Source organism: Pseudomonas sp. R151218B TE3479, assembly GCF_053629195.1.
On record NZ_JBRJHV010000001.1, the window covers coordinates 4,607,214 to 4,627,354 of the forward strand.

18 protein-coding genes are annotated in these 20,141 nt (G+C 62.1%); 8 read left to right on the top strand and 10 right to left on the bottom strand.

The features are described from left to right. Positions 1–31 precede the first annotated feature (31 nt). On the top strand, positions 32–1,120 hold the full coding sequence (locus AB7M32_RS19760) for an alkene reductase (protein ID WP_454251052.1): 1,089 nt from the start codon (positions 32–34) through the stop codon (positions 1,118–1,120). A 122-nt stretch (positions 1,121–1,242) separates the two neighbouring features. Here AB7M32_RS19760 and AB7M32_RS19765 read toward each other — a convergent pair whose 3' ends face one another. After that, the gene (locus tag AB7M32_RS19765) at positions 1,243–1,701 is read right to left on the bottom strand and encodes a metallophosphoesterase family protein (RefSeq protein WP_454251053.1); all 459 of its coding nucleotides are present in this window, start codon (positions 1,699–1,701) and stop codon (positions 1,243–1,245) included. Between the two features lie 127 nt (positions 1,702–1,828). Between AB7M32_RS19765 and AB7M32_RS19770 the strand changes: the two genes are divergently transcribed. The 3 genes from AB7M32_RS19770 to AB7M32_RS19780 all read left to right on the top strand — a co-directional run bounded on the left by AB7M32_RS19770 (position 1,829) and on the right by AB7M32_RS19780 (position 7,577). After that, entirely contained in the window at positions 1,829–3,397 is a 1,569-nt protein-coding gene (locus tag AB7M32_RS19770) for a sensor domain-containing diguanylate cyclase (RefSeq protein ID WP_454251054.1), read from the top strand. A gap of 117 nt (positions 3,398–3,514) precedes the next feature. Further along, positions 3,515–5,515, top strand: coding sequence for a peptidase U32 family protein (locus tag AB7M32_RS19775; RefSeq protein ID WP_454251055.1), 2,001 nt, complete (start codon positions 3,515–3,517; stop codon positions 5,513–5,515). Between the two features lie 322 nt (positions 5,516–5,837). After that, positions 5,838–7,577, top strand: a complete 1,740-nt coding sequence (locus tag AB7M32_RS19780) for a dipeptidase (RefSeq protein ID WP_454251056.1) — start codon at positions 5,838–5,840, stop codon at positions 7,575–7,577. Positions 7,578–7,738: 161 nt separating this feature from the next. Here AB7M32_RS19780 and AB7M32_RS19785 read toward each other — a convergent pair whose 3' ends face one another. Further along, a complete protein-coding gene (locus AB7M32_RS19785) occupies positions 7,739–7,966 on the bottom strand; it encodes a DUF3079 domain-containing protein (RefSeq protein WP_060742110.1) in 228 nt (75 codons plus the stop codon). Between the two features lie 204 nt (positions 7,967–8,170). Between AB7M32_RS19785 and AB7M32_RS19790 the strand changes: the two genes are divergently transcribed. Genes AB7M32_RS19790 through AB7M32_RS19805 form a run of 4 tightly spaced genes read left to right on the top strand, consistent with a single transcriptional unit; the run spans position 8,171 to position 11,280 of the window. Beyond that, positions 8,171–8,701 carry an iron transporter gene (locus AB7M32_RS19790; RefSeq protein WP_060742109.1) on the top strand — a complete coding sequence of 177 codons (531 nt, stop codon included), beginning with the start codon at positions 8,171–8,173 and terminating at the stop codon, positions 8,699–8,701. Between the two features lie 2 nt (positions 8,702–8,703). Beyond that, the gene (locus tag AB7M32_RS19795) at positions 8,704–9,048 is read left to right on the top strand and encodes a cupredoxin domain-containing protein (RefSeq protein ID WP_454251057.1); all 345 of its coding nucleotides are present in this window, start codon (positions 8,704–8,706) and stop codon (positions 9,046–9,048) included. Positions 9,049–9,070: 22 nt separating this feature from the next. Then, on the top strand, positions 9,071–9,925 hold the full coding sequence (locus AB7M32_RS19800; RefSeq protein WP_454251058.1) for an FTR1 family iron permease: 855 nt from the start codon (positions 9,071–9,073) through the stop codon (positions 9,923–9,925). Continuing rightward, positions 9,913–11,280, top strand: a complete 1,368-nt coding sequence (locus tag AB7M32_RS19805) for a 4Fe-4S binding protein (protein ID WP_454251059.1) — start codon at positions 9,913–9,915, stop codon at positions 11,278–11,280. The genes AB7M32_RS19800 and AB7M32_RS19805 overlap by 13 nt, the downstream gene beginning before the upstream one ends. Before the next feature lie 185 nt (positions 11,281–11,465). Here the strand turns inward: AB7M32_RS19805 and AB7M32_RS19810 are convergent, their stop codons facing one another. From AB7M32_RS19810 to narH, 8 genes are all read right to left on the bottom strand, one after another. Then, positions 11,466–12,161, bottom strand: coding sequence for an anaerobic ribonucleoside-triphosphate reductase activating protein (locus tag AB7M32_RS19810; protein WP_454251060.1), 696 nt, complete (start codon positions 12,159–12,161; stop codon positions 11,466–11,468). Continuing rightward, positions 12,158–12,319, bottom strand: a complete 162-nt coding sequence (nrdD, locus tag AB7M32_RS19815) for an anaerobic ribonucleoside-triphosphate reductase (RefSeq protein ID WP_092174522.1) — start codon at positions 12,317–12,319, stop codon at positions 12,158–12,160. Before nrdD ends, AB7M32_RS19810 begins: the two co-directional genes overlap by 4 nt. Before the next feature lie 31 nt (positions 12,320–12,350). Next, a complete protein-coding gene (locus tag AB7M32_RS19820) occupies positions 12,351–14,366 on the bottom strand; it encodes a ribonucleoside triphosphate reductase (protein WP_454251061.1) in 2,016 nt (671 codons plus the stop codon). Positions 14,367–15,189: 823 nt separating this feature from the next. Next, positions 15,190–16,182 (bottom strand): GTP 3',8-cyclase MoaA, encoded by a 993-nt coding sequence (gene moaA / locus AB7M32_RS19825; RefSeq protein ID WP_454251062.1) that lies wholly within the window; start codon positions 16,180–16,182, stop codon positions 15,190–15,192. A 25-nt stretch (positions 16,183–16,207) separates the two neighbouring features. Beyond that, entirely contained in the window at positions 16,208–17,161 is a 954-nt protein-coding gene (locus tag AB7M32_RS19830) for a peptidylprolyl isomerase (protein WP_454251063.1), read from the bottom strand. Between the two features lie 10 nt (positions 17,162–17,171). Continuing rightward, on the bottom strand, positions 17,172–17,852 hold the full coding sequence (narI, locus tag AB7M32_RS19835; protein WP_060742101.1) for a respiratory nitrate reductase subunit gamma: 681 nt from the start codon (positions 17,850–17,852) through the stop codon (positions 17,172–17,174). Further along, positions 17,845–18,600, bottom strand: a complete 756-nt coding sequence (gene narJ / locus AB7M32_RS19840; RefSeq protein WP_158456000.1) for a nitrate reductase molybdenum cofactor assembly chaperone — start codon at positions 18,598–18,600, stop codon at positions 17,845–17,847. The genes narI and narJ overlap by 8 nt, the downstream gene beginning before the upstream one ends. Positions 18,601–18,602: 2 nt before the next feature. Beyond that, entirely contained in the window at positions 18,603–20,141 is a 1,539-nt protein-coding gene (gene narH / locus AB7M32_RS19845; protein ID WP_060742099.1) for a nitrate reductase subunit beta, read from the bottom strand.

Sequence of the window (20,141 nt, forward strand, 5' to 3'; positions counted from 1 at the left end):
CCTGTCCATCCCCATTCCTTAGAGGTGCATCATGACTGACATCGGTCTCGATCTTCTGCTGTCCCGTGCCCAACTTGGCAAGCTGTCCCTGAAAAACCGCATGATCATGGCGCCGATGACCCGCAGTCGCGCAGGAGCAGGCGATGCGGCCACGGCGCTGATGGCCGAGTACTACAGCCAACGCGCCAGCGCCGGCCTGATCATCAGCGAAGGCTCCCAGGTGTCCGCCCAGGGCAAGGGTTATCTGAGAACACCGGGGATTTTTACCCCCGAACAAATCGCCGGCTGGAAACACGTGACCGACGCGGTTCACGCCAAAGGCGGACAGATGTTCCTGCAGCTGTGGCACGTGGGCCGGCTCTCCCACCCGTTGGTGCAAGTCAATGGCGCCCAGCCCGTAGCCCCTTCGGCAATCAAGGCCGACGGCGAGATCTACACCCCTGAAGGCCTCAAGCCTTATGAACTGCCACGGGCGCTGGAGCTCGATGAAATCCCCGGCGTGGTGGCTGATTTCCGCCAGGCCGCTGTCAACGCGAAGCTGGCCGGCTTCGACGGCGTGGAGATCCATGGCGCCAATGGCTACCTGATCGACCAGTTCCTGCGTGACGGCACCAACCAACGCACCGATGCCTACGGCGGCTCGGTCGAGAATCGTGCCCGTTTCCTCAAGGAAGTGGTCGAGTCGGTGATTGAAGTCTTTGGTGCCAGCCGTGTGGGTGTTCGCCTGTCGCCGATCTTCAGCTATTTCTCGATGAGCGACAGCAACCCCCAGGCGACTTTCGACTACGCCGCCAGGATGCTCAGCCGTTATGGCCTAGCCTACCTGCACATCGTAGAGCTGGGTGAAGGCACGTTCGACTTCCTGGAACTCAAACGCCGTTTCGGTGGGCCTTACATCGCCAACGGCGGTTACAGCGCCGAACGTGCGGCCACGGCCATCAGCCGCGGCGACGCGGACCTGGTCGCGTTCGGGACGCCGTTCCTGGCCAACCCGGATCTGGTGGAGCGTTTCAAACAAGGCCTGGCATTGAACGCGCCTGACGCGGCTACGTTCTATCAGGGCGAAGAACGCGGCTATACGGATTATCCAACCCTGGTCGAGGCTCAAGTGGCGCGGTAAGCACCGAGGGATGTACCGCCCTCATCGCGAGCAAGCTCGCTCCCACACTGGATCTTCAGCGGGCCCGAAATGTGTGCTCGACACCGATTCCCCTGTGGGAGCGAACTTGCTCGCGATAGCGGTCATTCCACTAATTGAACGATCCGCGGCTCGATCGCGCCGGCCTCCACCTCAACCAGCGCCAGCGTCACCGGCAACTTGAACCGTCGCCGGCCGGCGCTACCAGGATTGAGGTAGAGCCGTTCGCCACGCCACTCGACCAGCGGTTTATGGGAATGGCCGGTGATCACCAGCCTCACGCCCGGGTCGAGTGGCGACGGCACATCCGCGATGTCATGGACCAGCAGTACCGGCCATCCCCCCAGGTCGAATTGCAGGCAATCGGCAAGGTGCCCTGCCCACTCGGCCTCCAGATCGTTGTTGCCGCGCACCACGTGCAGCTCGCCGATGGATGCCAGGACGTCGAGGATTTCCGGGCTACCGATATCACCGGCATGAATGATCCGCTCACAGCCTTGCAGCGCGGCAAGCGCTTCGGGGCGCAGCAAGCCGTGGGTATCGGAAATGACGCCGACTTTCATGAAACCTTTCTCCCCAATCGTGTGTCGCCGCTAATACCTGCCTCGTCGCAGTTAGCTAACATGCTGAATTCGAATAGGATAGGCTGCGCCGTGAAAGGTGCGGACCCGCCGTGGAAAGGATACGTCAATGCTCGGACGCAAGCAGCCAGAGCCCAAGATCGATAGCCCCGATGAAGCCTTCTCCCAGCAAGCTGTGCGGGCAGGAGCGGCATTCCGGCTGACCGTGAGTTTCATGCTCGTGGTCGTCATCGCCTTCCTGGCCGTCGAAGGCTGGCGGACCTGGCGCGACTACCGCGCCGCTTTTGCGTCTGCCCGGGATTCGGTGACGAACCTGGCGCGGGCGACGGCCCAACACGCTGAAGATACCATTCGACAAGTGGATGTGGTCACCGCCGCCCTCGCCGAACGGGTGGAAGGCGATGGCCTGCAGAACATGGACATCCCACGCATCCACAAGCTATTGGTGCAGCAGGCCGCCATCATGCCGCAACTGCACGGGTTGTTTATCTATGGCCCGGACGGCCAGTGGCTGGTGACGGACAAGGAAGTGATCCCGGAAATGGCGAACAACGCCGACCGCGACTACTTCCAATACCACCGCACCCACGAGGATCAAGGCGTGCGCATCGGTGACGTCGTCAAGAGCCGTTCCACCAACGACCTGATCATTCCCATTTCCCGCCGCCTGAACAACCCCGACGGCTCGTTTGCCGGCGTATTGCTGGGGACCGTGAAGGTCAGCTATTTCGTCGACTACTACGGCGACTTCAAAATCGATGGCAAAGGCGCGCTGGTCCTGGCCAAGCGCAGCGGAACGATCCTGGTCCGACGTCCCTTCGTCGCGTCGGTGATTGGCAAGAGCCTCGTCAACAGCGTGATTTTCAGGGAACATTTACCCACCTCCAACCAAGGGGTTGCCGAGGCCAAGGCTGTCGTCGACGATACCGAGCGCCTGTACGGCTACCGGGCCCTGACCACTTACCCGCTGGTGGTGGAAGCCGGCCTGTCCCGCGAATCGATCATCGCGCCCTGGCGCCGCGACCTGTTCAAGACCGGTTTGGTGCTGATTTTCCTGATCGCGATCCTGGTGGGCTTCGGGCTCATCGTGTTGAGCCAGCTGCGCTACCGCATGGCCATGGAGAAGCAGATTCGCAGCGCCCACCAGGCCATGCGCGACATGGCGCTGACCGACAGCCTGACCGGACTGGGCAACCGCAGGCGGCTGGACATCGCCCTGGCCGATGAGATCCGCCTGGCCAGGCGCCAGGGTTCGTCTCTGGCCCTGATCATGCTCGACGTCGATTACTTCAAGCGTTTCAACGACAGATATGGCCATGCCGCCGGGGACGATTGTCTGCGGGCGATTGCAGCCGCGCTCGGGCAGACCATCAAAAGGCCGGGCGACCTGGCGGTCCGCTACGGCGGTGAAGAGTTCACCGTGCTGCTGCCAAACACCGACAGCGCCGGCGCCACCAAGGTCGTGCAGCAAATCCTCGAAGCGGTCAGGGCCTTGAACATTGAACATGGCGACCATCCCTTGGGCATTGTGACCATCAGCGCGGGCGTCACCACCTGCCAGCCCAGCGGCGAGGACGTCACCCCGGCCATGCTGATCAGGGCCGCCGATGCCTTCTTGTACCTGGCCAAGAACACCGGGCGCAACCGGTGGTGCAGCGCCGAATCGACGCCGGGGTGAACCCGCGGGAGTGCCGCGCATCGGTCAGGATCGTGCAAAACCAAGTCCACAGGTGCCGACGAGGCGCCTGGCGGCTACAATGCGCGCTTCGACCGTGACCAGCCTGACTAAAAACAAATGTCCTTGCCCAAACATCATCTGGAATTGCTCAGCCCCGCCCGCGACGTGAGCATCGCCCGCGAGGCCATCCTGCATGGCGCCGACGCCGTGTACATCGGTGGCCCGAGTTTCGGCGCGCGTCACAACGCCTGCAACGAGGTGGGCGATATTGCCCGGCTGGTGGAGTTCGCCCATCGCTACCACGCCCGTGTGTTCACGACCATCAACACCATCCTGCACGACAATGAACTGGAGCCGGCCCGCCAGCTGATCCACCAGTTGTACGATGCTGGCGTCGACGCGTTGATCGTCCAGGACCTAGGGGTGATGGAGCTGGATATCCCGCCCATCGAGCTGCACGCCAGCACCCAGACCGACATCCGCACCCTGGCCCGGGCAAAGTTTCTCGACCAGGCCGGCTTCTCGCAACTGGTCCTGGCCCGTGAGCTGAACCTGCAGGAAATCCGTGCCATCGCCGACGAGACCGATGCGGCCATCGAGTTCTTCATCCACGGTGCGCTGTGCGTGGCGTTTTCCGGCCAGTGCAACATCTCCCACGCCCAGAACGGCCGCAGCGCCAACCGTGGCGACTGCTCCCAGGCCTGTCGCCTGCCCTACACCCTCAAGGATGACCAGGGTCGGGTGGTCGCCTATGAAAAACACCTGCTGTCGATGAAAGACAACAACCAGAGCGCCAACATCCGTGCCCTGGTCGAAGCCGGCGTACGTTCGTTCAAGATCGAAGGGCGCTACAAGGACATGGGCTATGTGAAGAACATCACCGCCTATTACCGCCAGCGCCTGGACGATGTCCTCGAAGACCGTCCGGACCTGGCCCGCGCGTCCAGCGGCCGCACTGCGCACTTCTTCGTGCCCGATCCGGACAAGACCTTCCACCGTGGCAGCACCGACTATTTCGTCAGCGAGCGCAAGATAGACATCGGCGCCTTCGATTCGCCAACCTTTACCGGCGTGCCGGTGGGCGTGGTGGAAAAGGTCGGCAAGCGCGACCTGCAAGTGGTGACCTTCGATCCGCTGTCCAACGGCGACGGCCTCAACGTGCTGGTCAAGCGCGAAGTCGTCGGTTTCCGCGCCAACATCGCCGAGCCCAAGGGTGAATTCGAAGAGGACGGCCAGAAGCGCTACCGCTACCGCGTCGAGCCCAACGAAATGCCGGCCGGCATGTACCAGTTGCGTCCCAACCACCCGTTGAGCCGCAACCTGGATCACAACTGGCAGCAAGCGTTGCTCAAGACCTCCTCCGAGCGCCGGGTCGGCCTGGCCTGGGTCGCACACCTGCGCGAAGAGCGCCTGGAACTGACCGCCACCAGTGAGGAAGGCATCAGCGCCAACGTCGCCCTGGACGGGCCGTTCGGCCTGGCCAACAAGCCGGAACAGGCCCTGGAGCAACTGCACGACCTGCTTGGCCAACTGGGCACCACCGAATACCACGCCACCGCCATCGAGCTGGATGCGCCCCAGGCGTTCTTCATTCCCAACTCGCAGCTCAAGGCCTTGCGCCGCGAAGCCATCGAGGCCCTGACCGCTGCTCGTGTGGCGGCTCATCCACGGGGTGGCCGCAAGGCCGAGACCAGCCCGCCGCCGGTGTACCCGGAGTCGCACCTGTCGTTCCTGGCCAACGTCTACAACCAGAAAGCCCGGGACTTCTATCATCGCCACGGGGTCAAGCTGATCGATGCGGCGTTCGAGGCCCACGAGGAAACCGGTGAAGTGCCGGTGATGATCACCAAGCACTGCCTGCGCTTCTCGTTCAACCTCTGCCCCAAGCAGGCCAAGGGTGTCACCGGCGTGCGCACCAAGGTCGCGCCGATGCAACTGATACATGGCGATGAAGTGCTGACGTTGAAATTCGACTGCAAACCCTGCGAGATGCATGTGGTCGGCAAGATCAAGGGGCACATCCTTGACCTGCCATTGCCCGGCAGCTCGGCGCAACCCGTGGTGGGTCATATCAGCCCTGAAGACCTGCTCAAGACCATTCCACGCGCACCGCATTAAACGATACCCACCCGCTTCCCCTGTGGGCGTGGGTGTTCCCAACATGTGTGTCCCACACAGATACCCTGTGGGAGCGAGCTTGCTCGCGATGACGTCAACAGGATCAGCAGGGATGCAAGCTGACCCATCGCTATCGCGAGCAAGCTCGCTCCCACACTGAGTGCCGGGTGGTTGGTATGGACTTTTCATTTCTGCGCCGTTTTCGCTTTTCCGGGCGACAAATTCTGTTCAAGGGCTCCCCCGCCGCGGGTTCATGGTGTTAGGTTGTAAGTGATTGTTTCTTCAAACGACACTTCTCCCCTGCAAAGGAATGCCTGCCACCATGAACTTCCCGTTCAAGCGTCTTGCCGTTGCCACCCTCATACTGTCCAGCCTGTCGTCATTCGCAATGTCGGCCAACGCCAATATCACTGCACAACAAAGCGCGACCCTCGTCAAAACCTTCTCCGACACCTCCGTCACCGATTTCCGGCAGTTCCTCGCAGAAGTAGCCAAAAGCGACCTCGCCAAAACCGCGAACCTCGGCCCGGCCATCAGCGCCTTCCAGGACAACAAAACCCTGTCGGCTGAACAACAGAACGAAATCCATCGCCTGCTGGGCCTCTACGCCCGAGTGAAATACGGCACAGCCGCCACCGAGACGCTGAAGGAACTGGTCGCCATCCCGACCTTTCGCAAGGACGGTGTAGCCCAGCACGAGAATCCGGAATTCCTCAAGATCGCCGACAAGATCAAAAGCCTGGCCGAGGCGTTCAAGCTGAACTTCCGCAACATCGACAACCGCGTCTATGAGATTTCCCTCGAAGGCAGCGGTGACGAAGTCGTCGGTATCCATGCCCATGCCGACGTGGTGCCGGTCACGCCGCAAAACTGGGTGTTGAAAGACGGCACCCGCCTCGACCCGTTCAAGGTCACCCTGGTGGGCGACCGCATGTATGGCCGGGGCACCGAGGACGACAAGAACGGCATCGTCGTGGCGCTCTACGCCATGAAGATCATCAAGGAAGAAAAACTGCCACTGGCGCGCAACTTCAAGCTGCTGGTCGACACCACCGAGGAAACCACCGGCGACGCCATTCCCTATTATTTCGAACGCAACCCGACGCCCAACTACAACCTGGCGCTGGATGGCGGCTACCCGGTGGTGATAGCCGAGAAAGGCTACGGCACCGTCATGGCGAACTTCGCTCGGCGTACCGCACAGGGCAAGGGTGCGCAAATCACCGCATTGACCGGCGGCCTGGCGACCAATCAGATTCCGTCGACCTCCGTGGCCACCTTTACCGGCGACAAGCCTGCCAAACTGGCCGCCGACCTGCTCAAGGCCGCTACCGACTATGCCAAGCGCAACGGTGGCAATTTCGAAGTGGGCACCCAGGTCGTCGGCAAGGACGTGCAACTGACCTTCACCGGCGTATCCGCCCACTCCTCCGAGCCCGAGTCAGGCATCAACCCGGTCGCGCGGATGCTGGACTTCATCAATGGCCTGGACGGTAAGGTCGCGCTCAAACACAACCACATCACCGACGCCGCCCGCTACGCCGCCGACAACTGGGGCCTGGACTATCTGGGCAGCAAACTGGGCATTGGTTTTTCCGATGCCTTCATGGGCCCGCTGACCGCGTCCCTGACGTTCGTCGGGATGGATGAGAAGACCTTCAAGCTTGCGGTCAACCTGCGGGTACCGGTCGGCAAGCCCACCGAAGCGATCAAGACTGACATTGCCGATAAATTGGCCGCCTGGAGCAAGAAATCCAAGGTCGCCGTGGCCTTCGATTACTCCATCGACGAGCCGATGTACCGCAACCCCGAGGGTGAATGGGTCAAGGCGCTGTTGGCCGTGGCCAGTGAAAACCTGGGCATGGAACACAAATACGGCACCTCCGCCGGCGCCACCTCGGTCCATGACTTGCCCAACGGCGTGCAATTCGGCCTGGCGATGCCCGACGTCAAGTACACCGGCCACAACGACAACGAGTTCAAGACGGTGGAGCAGTTCCTGTTGGACTTGCAGATCGTGACCGAGATGATGGGGCGGATCGGGCAGTTGCCGAAGTTGTGATTGTCCGAGCCACACCGTTCACTTTGAAGCTTGCTTGCCCCTGAGGCTTGCTTGGTTCCTGTGGCGAGGGAGCTTGCTCCCGCTGGGTCGCGCAGCGGCCCCAAGATTTTGCGGGCGCTGCGCACCCGAGCGGGAGCAAGCTCCCTCGCCACAGGGTTGCTTCATTCCTTCATGTGAGTGGCGCTGGGATCGATGACCTTGGCGGTAATGTCGACCAGCTCCAGCCCCCAATCACCATGCAAGTACCAGTCATCTCCGATCATCTCGGCCGGGTGCATGGTTCGATCGGCACCATTCCCACAGGCCAACGCAGTGGTCGGACAGTAACGATCACAGCCCCAGCAAATGCGCTCGGGATGTTTGGGACTGATGGGAAAAGGCTTTGCCATGGCGACCCCGCATAACAGATGGGTGTGCCCGTACCCTACCCCGTCGGGACACCGCCACCCTTGATCCCGATCAAGAACAACCGCGCGGGAGCGAACAGATGCTCCCCGAGCAAAATTTCGCGCTGAAAATTGACAAGAATCATTATTATTCGCAGCGAAGCTTCCTAGACTCGGCGCCATCATTTAGCCAACCAGGAAGTCATCATGCGCCCCGTTGCTCCGTTGTCCCTCGCCCTGCTGTTACTCGCACCGCTGGCCCAGGCCAAGGAATACCCCATCGGCGAACCGCAACTGTGCCCGGGGCTGGAAGTCGGTGCGGTGTACCTGCAACCGATCGAAATGGCCCCCGCCGGCATGATGCGCGCCACCGCAGATTCGGATGTGCACCTGGAAGCCGACATCCGCGCCACGGCGGACAACCAGCAAGGCTTTCAGGAAGGCAGTTTCGTACCCTATCTCAACGTGTCGTTCCAGCTGAAAAAACAAGGCAACGACACCGAGCTCAAGGGCGACTTCCACGCCATGGTCGCCAATGACGGGCCGCACTACGGCGACAACGTCAAGTTGCTCGGCCCTGGCAAATACCAATTGACCTTCACCGTCCTGCCACCGGGTGGCCACGGGTCCCTCGGTCGTCATACCGACAAGGAAACCGGCGTGGCGCCGTGGTTCGAACGCTGCGAGCTGCATTACGAATTCGTCTACGCCGGGATCGGTAAAAAAGGCGGGTACTGAACATGCGCCGCCGATCCTGGCCGTCATGCCTGGCCTGGCTGATGCTGGCCGGTCTGCTGCTGCCGTCAATCGCCCAGGCCGAACTGCCCACCTATGAGTTGAGCATGCGCGACGGGCATTTCACGCCGCTGCAGCTGGAAGTGCCGGCCGGGCAACGCTTCAAGATCGTGCTGAAAAATGTCGGCCAGGGCCCGGCGGAATTCGAAAGCACGCCATTGCGCGTCGAAAAAGTGCTCTCGCCCGGCGTCACGACCTTCGTGGTCATCCATCCGCTGCGCCCCGGGCACTATCCGTTTTTCGATGAATTCAACCCGCAACTGCCCGAGGGCGGGATTCTCGCCCAATGATCGGCCTGCAGGAGGCATTTGCATGACTCAATCGATGTTTATTGTCTGGCGCGAAAGCGTCGAGGCGTTGTTGGTGATCGGTATCCTCCAGGCCTGGGTCAGCCGGCAACAACAGGCCAGCCATCTGTTGCGGTACCTATGGAGCGGCGCACTGCTCGGCTTGCTGTTGTCGGGCGTATTGGCCGGTTTGATCCTGCTGGCCGGCGAAGCCATGAGCGGCAGCGCCAATGAATGGTTCCAGGCTTCGCTGGCGTTGATCGCGAGTCTGTTGATCGTGCAAATGGTCGGCTGGATGCATCGCAACGCGGGGACACTGAAGCAGGACCTGTCGCGCCAAGCCGACCAGCGCCTGAACCGCCAGGGTGGCCTGGGCCTGATGGTGCTGGCGTTACTGGCGGTCAGCCGCGAAGGCAGTGAAACCGTGGTCTTCCTGTACGGCGCCGGCGCCCGCTTGCAAGGGCCGTCACTGGGCCTGTTCGCCGTGGGTGCAATCGCTGGCCTGGTGCTGGCGCTGTTGACCGTTTCCTTGCTCCACGGCAGTCGTCGGTTCATCTCCTGGCCGCGTTTCTTCGCCATCAGCGAAGCGATCCTGCTGCTGTTGGGTGCGGCGTTGCTGGTCAGCGGCATCGAGCGGATCGGCGGGCAATTGCTCGCGATGGATTGGCCCGAGCCGATGTACCGTGGCATTGGCGATGCACTGTGGAACAGTCGCGCGATACTGGACGACGGCCATGGCCTGGGCGGATTCCTCGCCGACTTCGCCGGGTATCGCGCCAGTCCCAGCGCGCTGACCTTGCTCGTATGGCTTGGCTATTGGCTGGCCGTCGCAGGATGGTTGCGGACACCCAAGGCGGAAAATCTGCCATGCCCCACCTGACCCCCTGGCTCCAGCGCCTGGGCGACGGCATGCGGCGCCACGGCGCAACCATTCGTGCCGTGCAATGGGCGGTGGTGCTGTTCTACGCGGTGCTGCTGGTGATACCCGCCCTGTTGCCATTGCCCGGCAGTCAGGCGCACCTGTTCGACAACCTCACGCTGCTGGCGCAGTTTTTGTTCTGGGGTCTGTGGTGGCCGTTCGTATTGCTCTCGATCGTGCTGTTCGGTCGGCTCTGGTGCGGCGTGCTGTGCCCCGAAGGCGCCTTGAGTGAATGGGCCAGTCGCTACGGCAAGGGCCTGGGTGTGCCGAGAAGCGTGCGCTGGGCCGGCTGGCCGACCCTGGCGTTCTGCCTGACGACGATTTATGGCCAACTCATCAGCGTCTACGACTACGCCCAGGCGGCGCTGCTGATCCTGGGTGGCTCGACCGTTGCGGCAGTGATCGTTGGCCTGCTGTTCGCCCGTGGCAAGCGAGTGTGGTGCCGTTATCTGTGCCCGGTCAGTGGCGTCTTCGCCCTCCTCGCCCGCCTGGCACCGATGCACTTTCAAGTAGACGAACAACGCTGGCTGGAAAACCCTGCGCCGCGTCGCCCCGCACCCAACTGCGCGCCCTTGCTGGACATCCGCCGAATGCGCGGCGCCGCTGATTGCCACGCCTGCGGTCGCTGCAGCGGCCAGCGCGATGCGGTGCGCCTGATCGCCCGCTCCAGCAACCAGGAAATCCTTCAGTCAACGCCCACCACGCTCTCGCCCTGGGATGTGCGCTTGCTGTTGTTCGGCGTCATCGGCCTGGCCATGGGGGCCTTTCAATGGACCGTCAGCCCCTGGTTCATCACCCTGAAGCAGGCACTGGCGCAATGGCTGGTGGCACACGACCTGTTCTGGCCGCTGCAAGACAACGCGCCCTGGTGGCTGCTGACGCACTATCCGCAACTCAACGACAGCTTCAGTTGGCTCGATGGCTTTTGCATCGTCGCCTATTTGGGCATGAGCGCCCTGTTGCTGGGGACTTCGCTGATGCTGCTGATGCGCCTGGCGGCACGACTTGCGGGCGATTGCGCAGAGTATTTGCCCTTAGCCGTCACCCTGACGCCCCTTGGCGGTGCGGGACTGTTCCTAGGCCTGTCGGCCACCACCGTCAAGTTGCTGCGCTATGAAGGGCTGTTGCTGGAATGGGTGCAGCCGGCTCGAGCCGGATTGTTGGTGACGGCGATAGCCTGGAGCCTGTGGCTGGGTTGGAAACGCCTGGAACAGACGTCTGCATCGCCCGTTCAGCGACTGCCCGCCATGGCCTGCCTGATAGTGGCCAACGGTCTGGTGGGTTATGGGTGGTGGTTGCAGTTTTGGGGGTGGTGACACACTAAATCCTGTGGGAGCGGGTGCTCTCAATATCTGGGCTCAACACAAAATCCTTGTGGGAGCGGGCTTGCTCGCGAAGGCGTTGGTACATCCAACATCATCGCAAGCTGACCCACCGCTTTCGCGAGCAAGCCCGCTCCCACAGGGGGGGGTGGCGGGCAATCACTCAACCCAGCGTGCGTTCAACTGCGTAATACAAACGAGGGAAACAGCTCGCGCATGGCGGCCCATAATTCGGGCTGCAAGGCCTGCGCCGAGACGCTGGAGAGATGGGGGTCGAGCATCCGCGCAGTGCGCACCAGTTGCACGGCAAACCGGGTGACGCCGCGCTCGCTCAGGCGTCGGGCCAGGGTCAGCAACCGCTCCGGGTCGAACAGATGCCAGTGCACCGTCGTGCGACATTCATAATCGACGCCGCTGTCCAGCAGGTGGTCGAGGCTGCGCCAATTGGCGGCACCGCTGCCTTCGACCCGGGTCACCTCCAGGGCATCTTCAGGCAAGGCCTTGATGTCGAACCCCACCCAGTCGGCAAGCCCGACCACTTTGGCGAAGGCCGCCGGCTTGATGCCGGCGCTGTGCAGGCCGATGCGAAAACCCATCTGCCGCACTTGCTCCATGGCCGGCGCCAGGCCGTCCTGCAAGGTCGGCTCACCGCCGCTGAACACCACGGCGTCGAGCAGGTCCTGACGGCGTTGCAGGAACGCCAATACCCGGCACCACTCCACCTCCTCGCTGCCGCGTGGCGGGATCAGTTGCGGGTTATGGCAATAACGACAACGCCAGGCACACCCCTGGCAAAACAGCACACAGGCCAGTTGGCCCGGATAATCGAGGGTGGTCAGGGGCACCATGCCCCCGACCCGTAACACTCGACTCATGGACGCCCGGCCGCACGTTCGGTGAAGTGCACCCGCTCACGATGCTCGGATTGCTTACCGGGGTTGAAGGCCGCCACCGGGCGGTGATACCCCATCACCCGGGTCCAGACTTCGCAACGTTGACGCTGTGCGGGTGGAAGGCTTTGTGATGCATTCATAGGTGAAGCTCCTTGCGGTCGATGGATCGGATCAGTGAACGCTGCCTGCCAACTGCTGTTGCAGCAGCAAGGCCTCGTCGCATTTGGGGCAAAACTCGTGTTCGCCGGCCAGGTAGCCGTGCACCGGGCAGATGGAAAAGGTCGGCGTGATGGTCAGGTACGGCAGGCGGAAACGGCCCAGGGCTTTGCGCACCAGTTGCTTGCAGGCCTGGGTCGAGGAAATCTGCTCGGCCATGTACAGGTGCAACACGGTCCCGCCGGTGTATTTGCATTGCAGTTCGTCTTGCAGCTCCAGGGCTTCGAACGGATCGTCGGTGAAGCCCACCGGCAGTTGCGACGAGTTGGTGTAGTACGGCGCGACCGGGCTGCCAGCCTGCAGGATATCCGGGTAGCGCTTGAGGTCTTCCTTGGCGAAGCGGTACGTGGTGCCTTCGGCGGGCGTGGCTTCGAGGTTGTAGAGGTGGCCGGTTTCCTCCTGGAAACGCAGCAACGTGGCCCGCACGTGGTCCAGCAGTTTCAGAGCGAATGCCCGGCCCTGCTCGGTGTGCAGGCCTTGCTGGTCATCGGTGAAATTGCGCAGCATTTCATGCAGGCCGTTCACGCCGATGGTGGAGAAGTGGTTGCGCAACGTGCCGAGGTAGCGCTTGGTGTAGGGGTACAAACCGGCATCCATGTGATGCTGGATGACCTTGCGCTTGACCTCCAGGCTCTCTTTCGCCAGTTCCATCAGGGTATCGATGCGTTGCAGTAACCCGCTGGTGTTGCCTTTGTACAGGTAGCCCAGGCGCGCGCAGTTGATCGTCACCACGCCCAGGGAACCGGTCTGTTCCGCCGAGCCGAACAGGCCGCCGCCGCGCTTGAGCAGCTCGCGCACGTCCAGTTGCAGGCGGCAGCACATCGACCGCACTTGGTTGGGTTGCATGTCCGAGTTGAGGAAGTTCTGGAAATACGGCAAGCCGTAGCGGGCGGTCATTTCGAACAGCCGGTCGGCGTTCTCGCTGTCCCACGGGAAGTCATGGGTGATGTTGTAGGTCGGGATCGGGAAGGTGAAGACCCGGCCTTTCGCATCGCCGGCCTGCATCACCTCGATGTAGGCGCGGTTGATCAGCTCCATTTCCGCTTGCAGGTCACCGTAGGCGAACGGCATTTCTTCACCGCCGATGACCGGGATCTGTTCGCGCAGGTCCTGGGGGCAGACCCAGTCGAACGTCAGGTTGGTGAACGGGGTTTGCGTGCCCCAGCGTGACGGCACGTTGAGGTTGTAGATGAACTCCTGCAACGACTGGCGAACCTGGTCGTAGCTGAGCCGGTCCTTGCGCACATAGGGCGCCAGATAGGTGTCGAACGAGCTGAACGCCTGGGCGCCGGCCCATTCGTTTTGCAGGGTACCGAGGAAATTCACCATCTGTCCCAGGGCGCTGCTCAGGTGCTTGGGCGGCCCAGCCTCGACCCGCCCTGGCACGCCGTTGAGGCCTTCATGCAAGAGGGTGCGCAAGGACCAGCCGGCACAGTAGCCGGCGAGCATGTCCAGGTCGTGGATATGCAGGTCCGCCTCGCGATGCGCCTCGCCGATGGCCTGGCTGTAGACTTCGTCGAGCCAGTAATTGGCGGTGACCTTGCCCGATACGTTGAGGATCAGCCCGCCGAGGGAATAGCCCTGGTTGGCGTTGGCCTGCACGCGCCAGTCTTCGCGATCCAGGTATTCGTTCATCGAAGTGGCGACTTCCACCAGCGTACGGCGATTCCGACGCAGGCGTCCGTGTTGCTCGCGATAGACAATGTAGGCGCGCATGGACAGGAAATACCCGGCGTCCATCAGAACGCGCTCGACGCGGTCCTGGATCTGCTCGACGTTCAACCGCGTCTGCCCTTCCAGCCGCGCCAATACCGCCTGAAGCAACCCTTCGGCCTCGGCTTCGGCGTACTCACCAGTGGCCTTGCCGGCGGCGATCAGCGCCTGGCGGATCTTGTCCGCATCAAAGGCGACCACACTGCCATCGCGCTTGTGCAAGCGGTTACACCCTACTGAGATCAACGTGCTCTGCATTTTGGCTCCAGACACTACATATAGGCTTTTTAATATTTAAAAACACAACATGCAGTGGAGAGTACGGCTAAATGTTCGAGTTGCAATTGATCGATATCAAGAACCGGGGCGACGACCAACCTGCTTGGAGGGGAGCAATGCGCCTGGCAGGCCGCCTTCGCGAGCAAGCCCGCTCCCACAGTTGGATCGGGGTATGACCGTGAGAATCAGGTCGGCTATAAGGCCGCCTTCGCGAGCAAGCTCGCTCCCACAGTTGGATCGGGGTATGACCGTGAGAATCAGGTTGGCTATAAGGCCGCCTTCGCGAGCGAGCTCGCTCCCACAGTTGGATCGGGCTATGACCGTGAGAATCAGGTCGGCTATAAGGCCGCCTTCGCGAGCAGGCTCGCTCCCACAGTTGGATCGGGCTATGACCGTCAGAGCCAGGTCGGCTGGCAGGCCGCCTCGCGCTGGCTTTTGATCTGGGGGGCCCCGTTAACCACGATGGCCGAACGCAGGCATTGCGTAGTGGGCACCTCGGCATGGATGCCGAGGTAGCCGCGCTGGGCCATGGATGGCCCTTCGCGGCGGCCCACGGAGCAATGCCGGAGAGAGGGCACACCGAGCCTAGGCGAGGTGCCGAGTGGTGGGGCAAAGCGTTTTTGGTTACTTTTGGCGCTCTTCCAAAAGTGACCCGCTGTAAGAGCGGAACCGCCAGCCGCCGTTACCGCAGAAACGGATATGTCCCCAGCACACCAGCACCCCAGCACCCCAGCACCCAGAACAGGACGGCTACGCAGCCCAGCGGGAGCAAGCGCCCTCGCCACAGTGCCCGCGTAACCCCTTAACCCCCACTCATATTCATGAATCGCACAATCTGCACCTCCCCACCCGGGTTGAAGTCATGCCGCAATGGCTTGCCGCGCAACGCCTGCTGCACCGCCTGGATAACCGGCTGGTCATCCAGCGGATAACGCCGCAGCAAACCACGCAAATCGAGAGAGTCCTCCTGCCCCAGGCACAACAACAGGCGCCCCTCGACCGTCATACGCACCCGATTGCAACTGGCGCAAAAGTTGTGGGTGTTGGGGGAAATGAAACCGATCCGGGTATCCGGATGCTGTTCCAAACGCACATAACGCGCCGGCCCGCCGCTGTTTTCGGTACTGTCCAGCAGCCGGTGATGGCGAGCGATCTCGGCCCGGACCTCATCGCTGGAACAAAACGATTCCCCCCGGGAACGCCCCACCTCCCCCAACGGCATTTCCTCGATAAAACTGATATCGATGTGTTGCTCGATGGCGTACTGCACAAGCGCCGGGACCTCATCGAAGTTGCGCCCTTTCATCACCACACAGTTGAGCTTGATCCGCTTGAACCCGGCCACCTTCGCCGCTTCAATCCCTGCCAGCACCTGATCGAGGTTGCCGTTACGGGTGATCGCCCGGAAACGCTCACCGTCGAGGCTGTCGAGGCTGATGTTCATGCGCTTGACCCCAGCCTCGACCAGCGGCTGGGCCAATCGCCCCAACTGCGAGCCATTGCTGGTCATTACCAGCTCTCGCAAGCCGGGCAGTGCCGCGATGTCGCGACACAACCCGACGATGCCCGGGCGGATCAGCGGCTCGCCACCAGTCAGGCGAATTTTCTTCACCCCCAGGCCGACGAACAGCCGTGCCAGGCGCTGCAACTCTTCCAGGGTCAAGACTTGCTGACGCGGCAGGAAGATCATGTTTTTCGCCATGCAATACACACAACGAAAATCACAACGATCGGTCACCGACATCCGCAAATAATCGATCTGGCGCCCAAATCCGTCCTGCAACACCGCGTTCATGAAGATCTCCCGATTGAATCTGTGCTCACTGCACCAGCGGCGAGTCGGCGCCCTGAAGGTGAATGCCGCGAATATCCGCCGCACCGATCAGGGTTTGCAGGTATTGCACCAGCGCCTTTTGCCAAACGCCCTGCTGCAACTGCGTATGAATCGCTGTCGCCACGGCCTCATACGGCAACGGCTGGCCATCGATGCGCTGGTCGATGCTGATCACATGCCAGCCGTAGCGACTTTCCAGCGGCTTGCCCGCAAGGCCCGCCGGCAGGGTGAACAATTGGCGCTCCAGTTCAGGCACGGTCTGGCCCTTGCTGATCTGCCCCAGCGAGCCGCCCTGCGCCTTGGATGGACACGCCGAATATTTCAGCGCCAACTCGGCGAAGCTGCCCGGGAACTGGTCCAGCCGCTCCAGCAGCAACTCGGCCTGGACATGGGCCAGGCTACGGGCCTCGGCATCGTCCGGCGCGCATTCGAGCAGGATGTGCCGCACCGCCAGCAACGGCGCGCTGTGAAAGCGCGCCCGGTTGCTTTCGTAGTAACGCAGGCAGGTGGCCTCGTCACACTGCGGCACCTGCACCTCGCGTTCGAGCAACAGCCGCGTGGCGGCCTCTTCTTCGTTTTCACCGGCACCGACCTGCAACGCCAGACCCAGCTCGGCGATACGCTGCTGGAGCAATTGGCGAATCACCAGGGCCCGAGCGGCCTGGTACACCGCGTTCTCGCGACTATCGGCCGGGTGATATTGCAGCTCCAGGGCCATCGCCTGGGGGGTGATCGACACCCCGTTGACGCTGATGATCGGCCACTCCTGCTCACTGCTGGCGATCAATTCTGGCGCTTGATCTTCCACCACCGACCCGGCCTGGGCCGGCTCGAACTGCACCGCCCCTACGGGCTCCACATCCACCACCGGCGGCACTTTTGCCGAGGAACCGCAACCACCGCCACCGCTACCACCGCCACATCCGCATCCACTCGCCATGATCTTCTCCTCAGAACTTCTGCCGAACGATTTGATAACGACGCCCCAGGTACCAGACCGGCGCACTGACGATGTGAACCAGACGGGTGAACGGGAACAGCACGAACAGGGTCAAGCCCAGCACCACGTGGAGCTTGTAGACCAGGCCCACCGGCGCTATCGCGGTAGCGGCTTCCACCGGCCGCAACAGCACAGTGTTCTGGGCCCAGTCGGCCAGCATCACCATCACCGAGCCGTCCATATGGGCGGTGGATGCGACGATGGTCATCAGCCCCAGCACCAGTTGCACCAGCAACACCACCAGCACGAGGATGTCCGAGACATTGGAGGTGGCGCGCACCCGTGGGTCGGTCAAGCGGCGGTTGAGCAGCATCACCAGGCCGATCAGGCCCAGCACGCCGAAGAACCCACCGGAAACCATCGCCAGCAACTGCTTGTTCTCAGTGCTCAGCACATGGTGATAGATCGCCGCCGGCGTCAGCAGGCCGACGAAGTGCCCGGCCAACACGAACAGCACGCCAACGTGAAACAGGTTGCTCGCCACGCGCATGCCACGCTTGTTCAGCATCTGGCTGGAACCGGCCTTCCAGGTGTACTGGGACAGGTCAAACCGTGCCCAGCTGCCGAGCAGGCAAATCGCCAAAGCGACATAGGGGTAGACCCCGAACAACAACAGATCCCATTTAGACATTGCCCACCTCCCCGGCTGGCGCTGCGGCCCGCCCTTCATGCTGAAAATCCACCCAGTGCAACGGCACCGCGCTTTCGTCCCGCGCCTTGCCTGGCGCGCTGGGCAGTGAACTGCAACGATCCTGCTGTTCGGCCTTCATGAAATCCACCTGCTCTTCTTCCCAGATCTTGTCCAGGGCTTCGAGGGAGTCGTCCCGAGGCTCGGCCTTCACTTGCTCACGCAACTCGGCCACCGCCACCTGGGGTTCGGCCCCGGCGATTTGCAACAACGCCCGGAAGCAACTGGCGTAGACGCTTTCACGCTCGTCCAGGCGCGCCGCGAGCAAGGCCAGCAGATGCGCCACATCCGCCAGGCCCTCGCGGGCCTCGATGTCTTCGCGGGTAGAAAGAAACTCCAGGTACAGCGGGATGTAGTCAGGCAACTCTTTGACGCCGATGGCGAAACCGGCCTCTTCGTACTGCGCCATCATGTCCACCATGGCCTGGCCCCGGTCGCGGGACTCGCCATGGACATGTTCGAACAACAGCAGCGACAGCGAACGGCCCCGGCCGAACAGCGCGCCGTAGTGTTCCTGGCCGTCCATCAAGTCCTTGCCGCAGATCACTTCCAGCAATTCGAACAGCCCGGCGCGCTGCTGGGGACTGATTTCCCGCGCCTGCGCAATGGCCTGCTCCAGCTCGTCGCGACCGGCCACCAGGGTCTCGGTCGGATAATCGAGCAGCAACGAAATCACCTTGAGAATGCGCATGTTCATTCCTCCCACAACTGCACGGTTTTGATCACGTCGCGACGATTGGCCTTCTTGCCGCCGAACATGTTGGTGTCAGAGCTGCCGCTGCAGCCGCTGCCGAAGCTGAAACCACAACCGGAGCGTTCGGCGAACGCATCGCTCATGGCGTCTTCACGGTGGGCGCTCGGTACGACGAAACGGTCTTCGTAGTTGGCGATGGCCAGGTAGCGGTACATCTCTTCCACCTGGTTCACGCTCAAGCCGACGTCGGCCAGCACTTGCAAGTCCTGCACGCCGTCGACCTGTTCGGAGCGCTTGTAGGCCCGCATCGCCAGCAGACGCTTGAGGGCGCGCTTGACCGGTTTTTCATCGCCGGCGGTGAGCATGTTCGCCAGGTAACGCAGCGGAATGCGCAGGCTGTCGACATCCGGGATCACCCCGTTCATGCCCACGGTACCGGCGGCGGCCGCGTTCTGGATCGGTGACAGTGGCGGCACGTACCAGACCATTGGCAAGGTGCGGTATTCCGGGTGCAGCGGCAGCGCAAGTTTCCAATCCACGGCCATTTTGTAGACCGGCGAACGTTGCGCCGAATCGATCACCGACTGTGGCACGCCATCGGCCAGGGCCTGGCGAATCACTGCCGGGTCGTTGGGGTCGAGGAAAATCTCCAGTTGCTTCTCGTACAGGTCCTTCTCATCGGCGGTGCTCGCCACTTCGCTGATGCGGTCGGCGTCATACAGCAGCACGCCGAGATAACGGATGCGGCCGACGCAGGTTTCAGCGCAAACGGTCGGCATCCCGGCTTCGATACGCGGGTAGCAGAAGATGCATTTTTCCGACTTGCCGCTCTTCCAGTTGAAATAGATCTTCTTGTACGGGCAGCCACTGATGCACATGCGCCAGCCACGGCATTTCTCCTGGTCGATCAGGACGATGCCGTCCTCTTCGCGCTTGTAGATCGCGCCGCTGGGGCACGATGCGGCGCACGCCGGGTTCAGGCAGTGCTCGCACAGGCGCGGCAGGTACATCATGAAAGTGTTTTCGTACTCGCCGTAGATGTCTGCCTGGATCTTGTCGAAGTTCTTGTCCTTGCGCCGCTTGGCGAACTCGGTACCGAGGATTTCCTCCCAGTTCGGGCCCCATTCGATTTTCTGCATGCGCTTGCCAGACACCAGCGAACGCGGGCGGGCGGTGGGTTGATGCTCGCCCAGTGGCGCGGTGTGCAGGTGCTGATAGTCGAAGTCGAACGGTTCGTAGTAATCGTCCAGGCTGGGCAGGTCCGGGTTGGCGAAGATGTTCGCCAACACGCGGAACTTGCCGCCGATGCGCGGGTTGATCGAACCGTCGGCGTTACGGACCCAGCCGCCCTTCCACTTGTCCTGGTTTTCCCACTCCTTGGGGTAGCCGATGCCCGGCTTGGATTCAACGTTGTTGAACCAGGCGTATTCCATGCCTTCGCGGCTGGTCCAGACGTTCTTGCAGGTGATCGAGCAGGTGTGGCAGCCGATGCATTTGTCCAGGTTCAGGACCATGCCGATTTGTGAGCGAATCTTCAT

Bases quoted from the DNA above. Each gene is read 5' to 3' on its own strand.
- AB7M32_RS19760 (WP_454251052.1), top strand. From the start codon at position 32: ATGACTGACATCGGTCTCGATCTTCTGCTGTCCCGTGCCCAACTTGGC.
- narI (WP_060742101.1), bottom strand. From the start codon at position 17,852: ATGTCTAAATGGGATCTGTTGTTGTTCGGGGTCTACCCCTATGTCGCT.
- moaA (WP_454251062.1), bottom strand. From the start codon at position 16,182: ATGAACGCGGTGTTGCAGGACGGATTTGGGCGCCAGATCGATTATTTG.
- AB7M32_RS19785 (WP_060742110.1), bottom strand. From the start codon at position 7,966: ATGGCAAAGCCTTTTCCCATCAGTCCCAAACATCCCGAGCGCATTTGC.
- AB7M32_RS19800 (WP_454251058.1), top strand. From the start codon at position 9,071: ATGACTCAATCGATGTTTATTGTCTGGCGCGAAAGCGTCGAGGCGTTG.
- AB7M32_RS19830 (WP_454251063.1), bottom strand. From the start codon at position 17,161: ATGGCGAGTGGATGCGGATGTGGCGGTGGTAGCGGTGGCGGTGGTTGC.
- AB7M32_RS19780 (WP_454251056.1), top strand. From the start codon at position 5,838: ATGAACTTCCCGTTCAAGCGTCTTGCCGTTGCCACCCTCATACTGTCC.
- narJ (WP_158456000.1), bottom strand. From the start codon at position 18,600: ATGCGCATTCTCAAGGTGATTTCGTTGCTGCTCGATTATCCGACCGAG.
- AB7M32_RS19810 (WP_454251060.1), bottom strand. From the start codon at position 12,161: ATGAGTCGAGTGTTACGGGTCGGGGGCATGGTGCCCCTGACCACCCTC.
- AB7M32_RS19765 (WP_454251053.1), bottom strand. From the start codon at position 1,701: ATGAAAGTCGGCGTCATTTCCGATACCCACGGCTTGCTGCGCCCCGAA.
- AB7M32_RS19795 (WP_454251057.1), top strand. From the start codon at position 8,704: ATGCGCCGCCGATCCTGGCCGTCATGCCTGGCCTGGCTGATGCTGGCC.
- nrdD (WP_092174522.1), bottom strand. From the start codon at position 12,319: ATGAATGCATCACAAAGCCTTCCACCCGCACAGCGTCAACGTTGCGAA.
- AB7M32_RS19790 (WP_060742109.1), top strand. From the start codon at position 8,171: ATGCGCCCCGTTGCTCCGTTGTCCCTCGCCCTGCTGTTACTCGCACCG.
- AB7M32_RS19820 (WP_454251061.1), bottom strand. From the start codon at position 14,366: ATGCAGAGCACGTTGATCTCAGTAGGGTGTAACCGCTTGCACAAGCGC.
- AB7M32_RS19770 (WP_454251054.1), top strand. From the start codon at position 1,829: ATGCTCGGACGCAAGCAGCCAGAGCCCAAGATCGATAGCCCCGATGAA.
- AB7M32_RS19775 (WP_454251055.1), top strand. From the start codon at position 3,515: ATGTCCTTGCCCAAACATCATCTGGAATTGCTCAGCCCCGCCCGCGAC.
- narH (WP_060742099.1), bottom strand. From the start codon at position 20,141: ATGAAGATTCGCTCACAAATCGGCATGGTCCTGAACCTGGACAAATGC.
- AB7M32_RS19805 (WP_454251059.1), top strand. From the start codon at position 9,913: ATGCCCCACCTGACCCCCTGGCTCCAGCGCCTGGGCGACGGCATGCGG.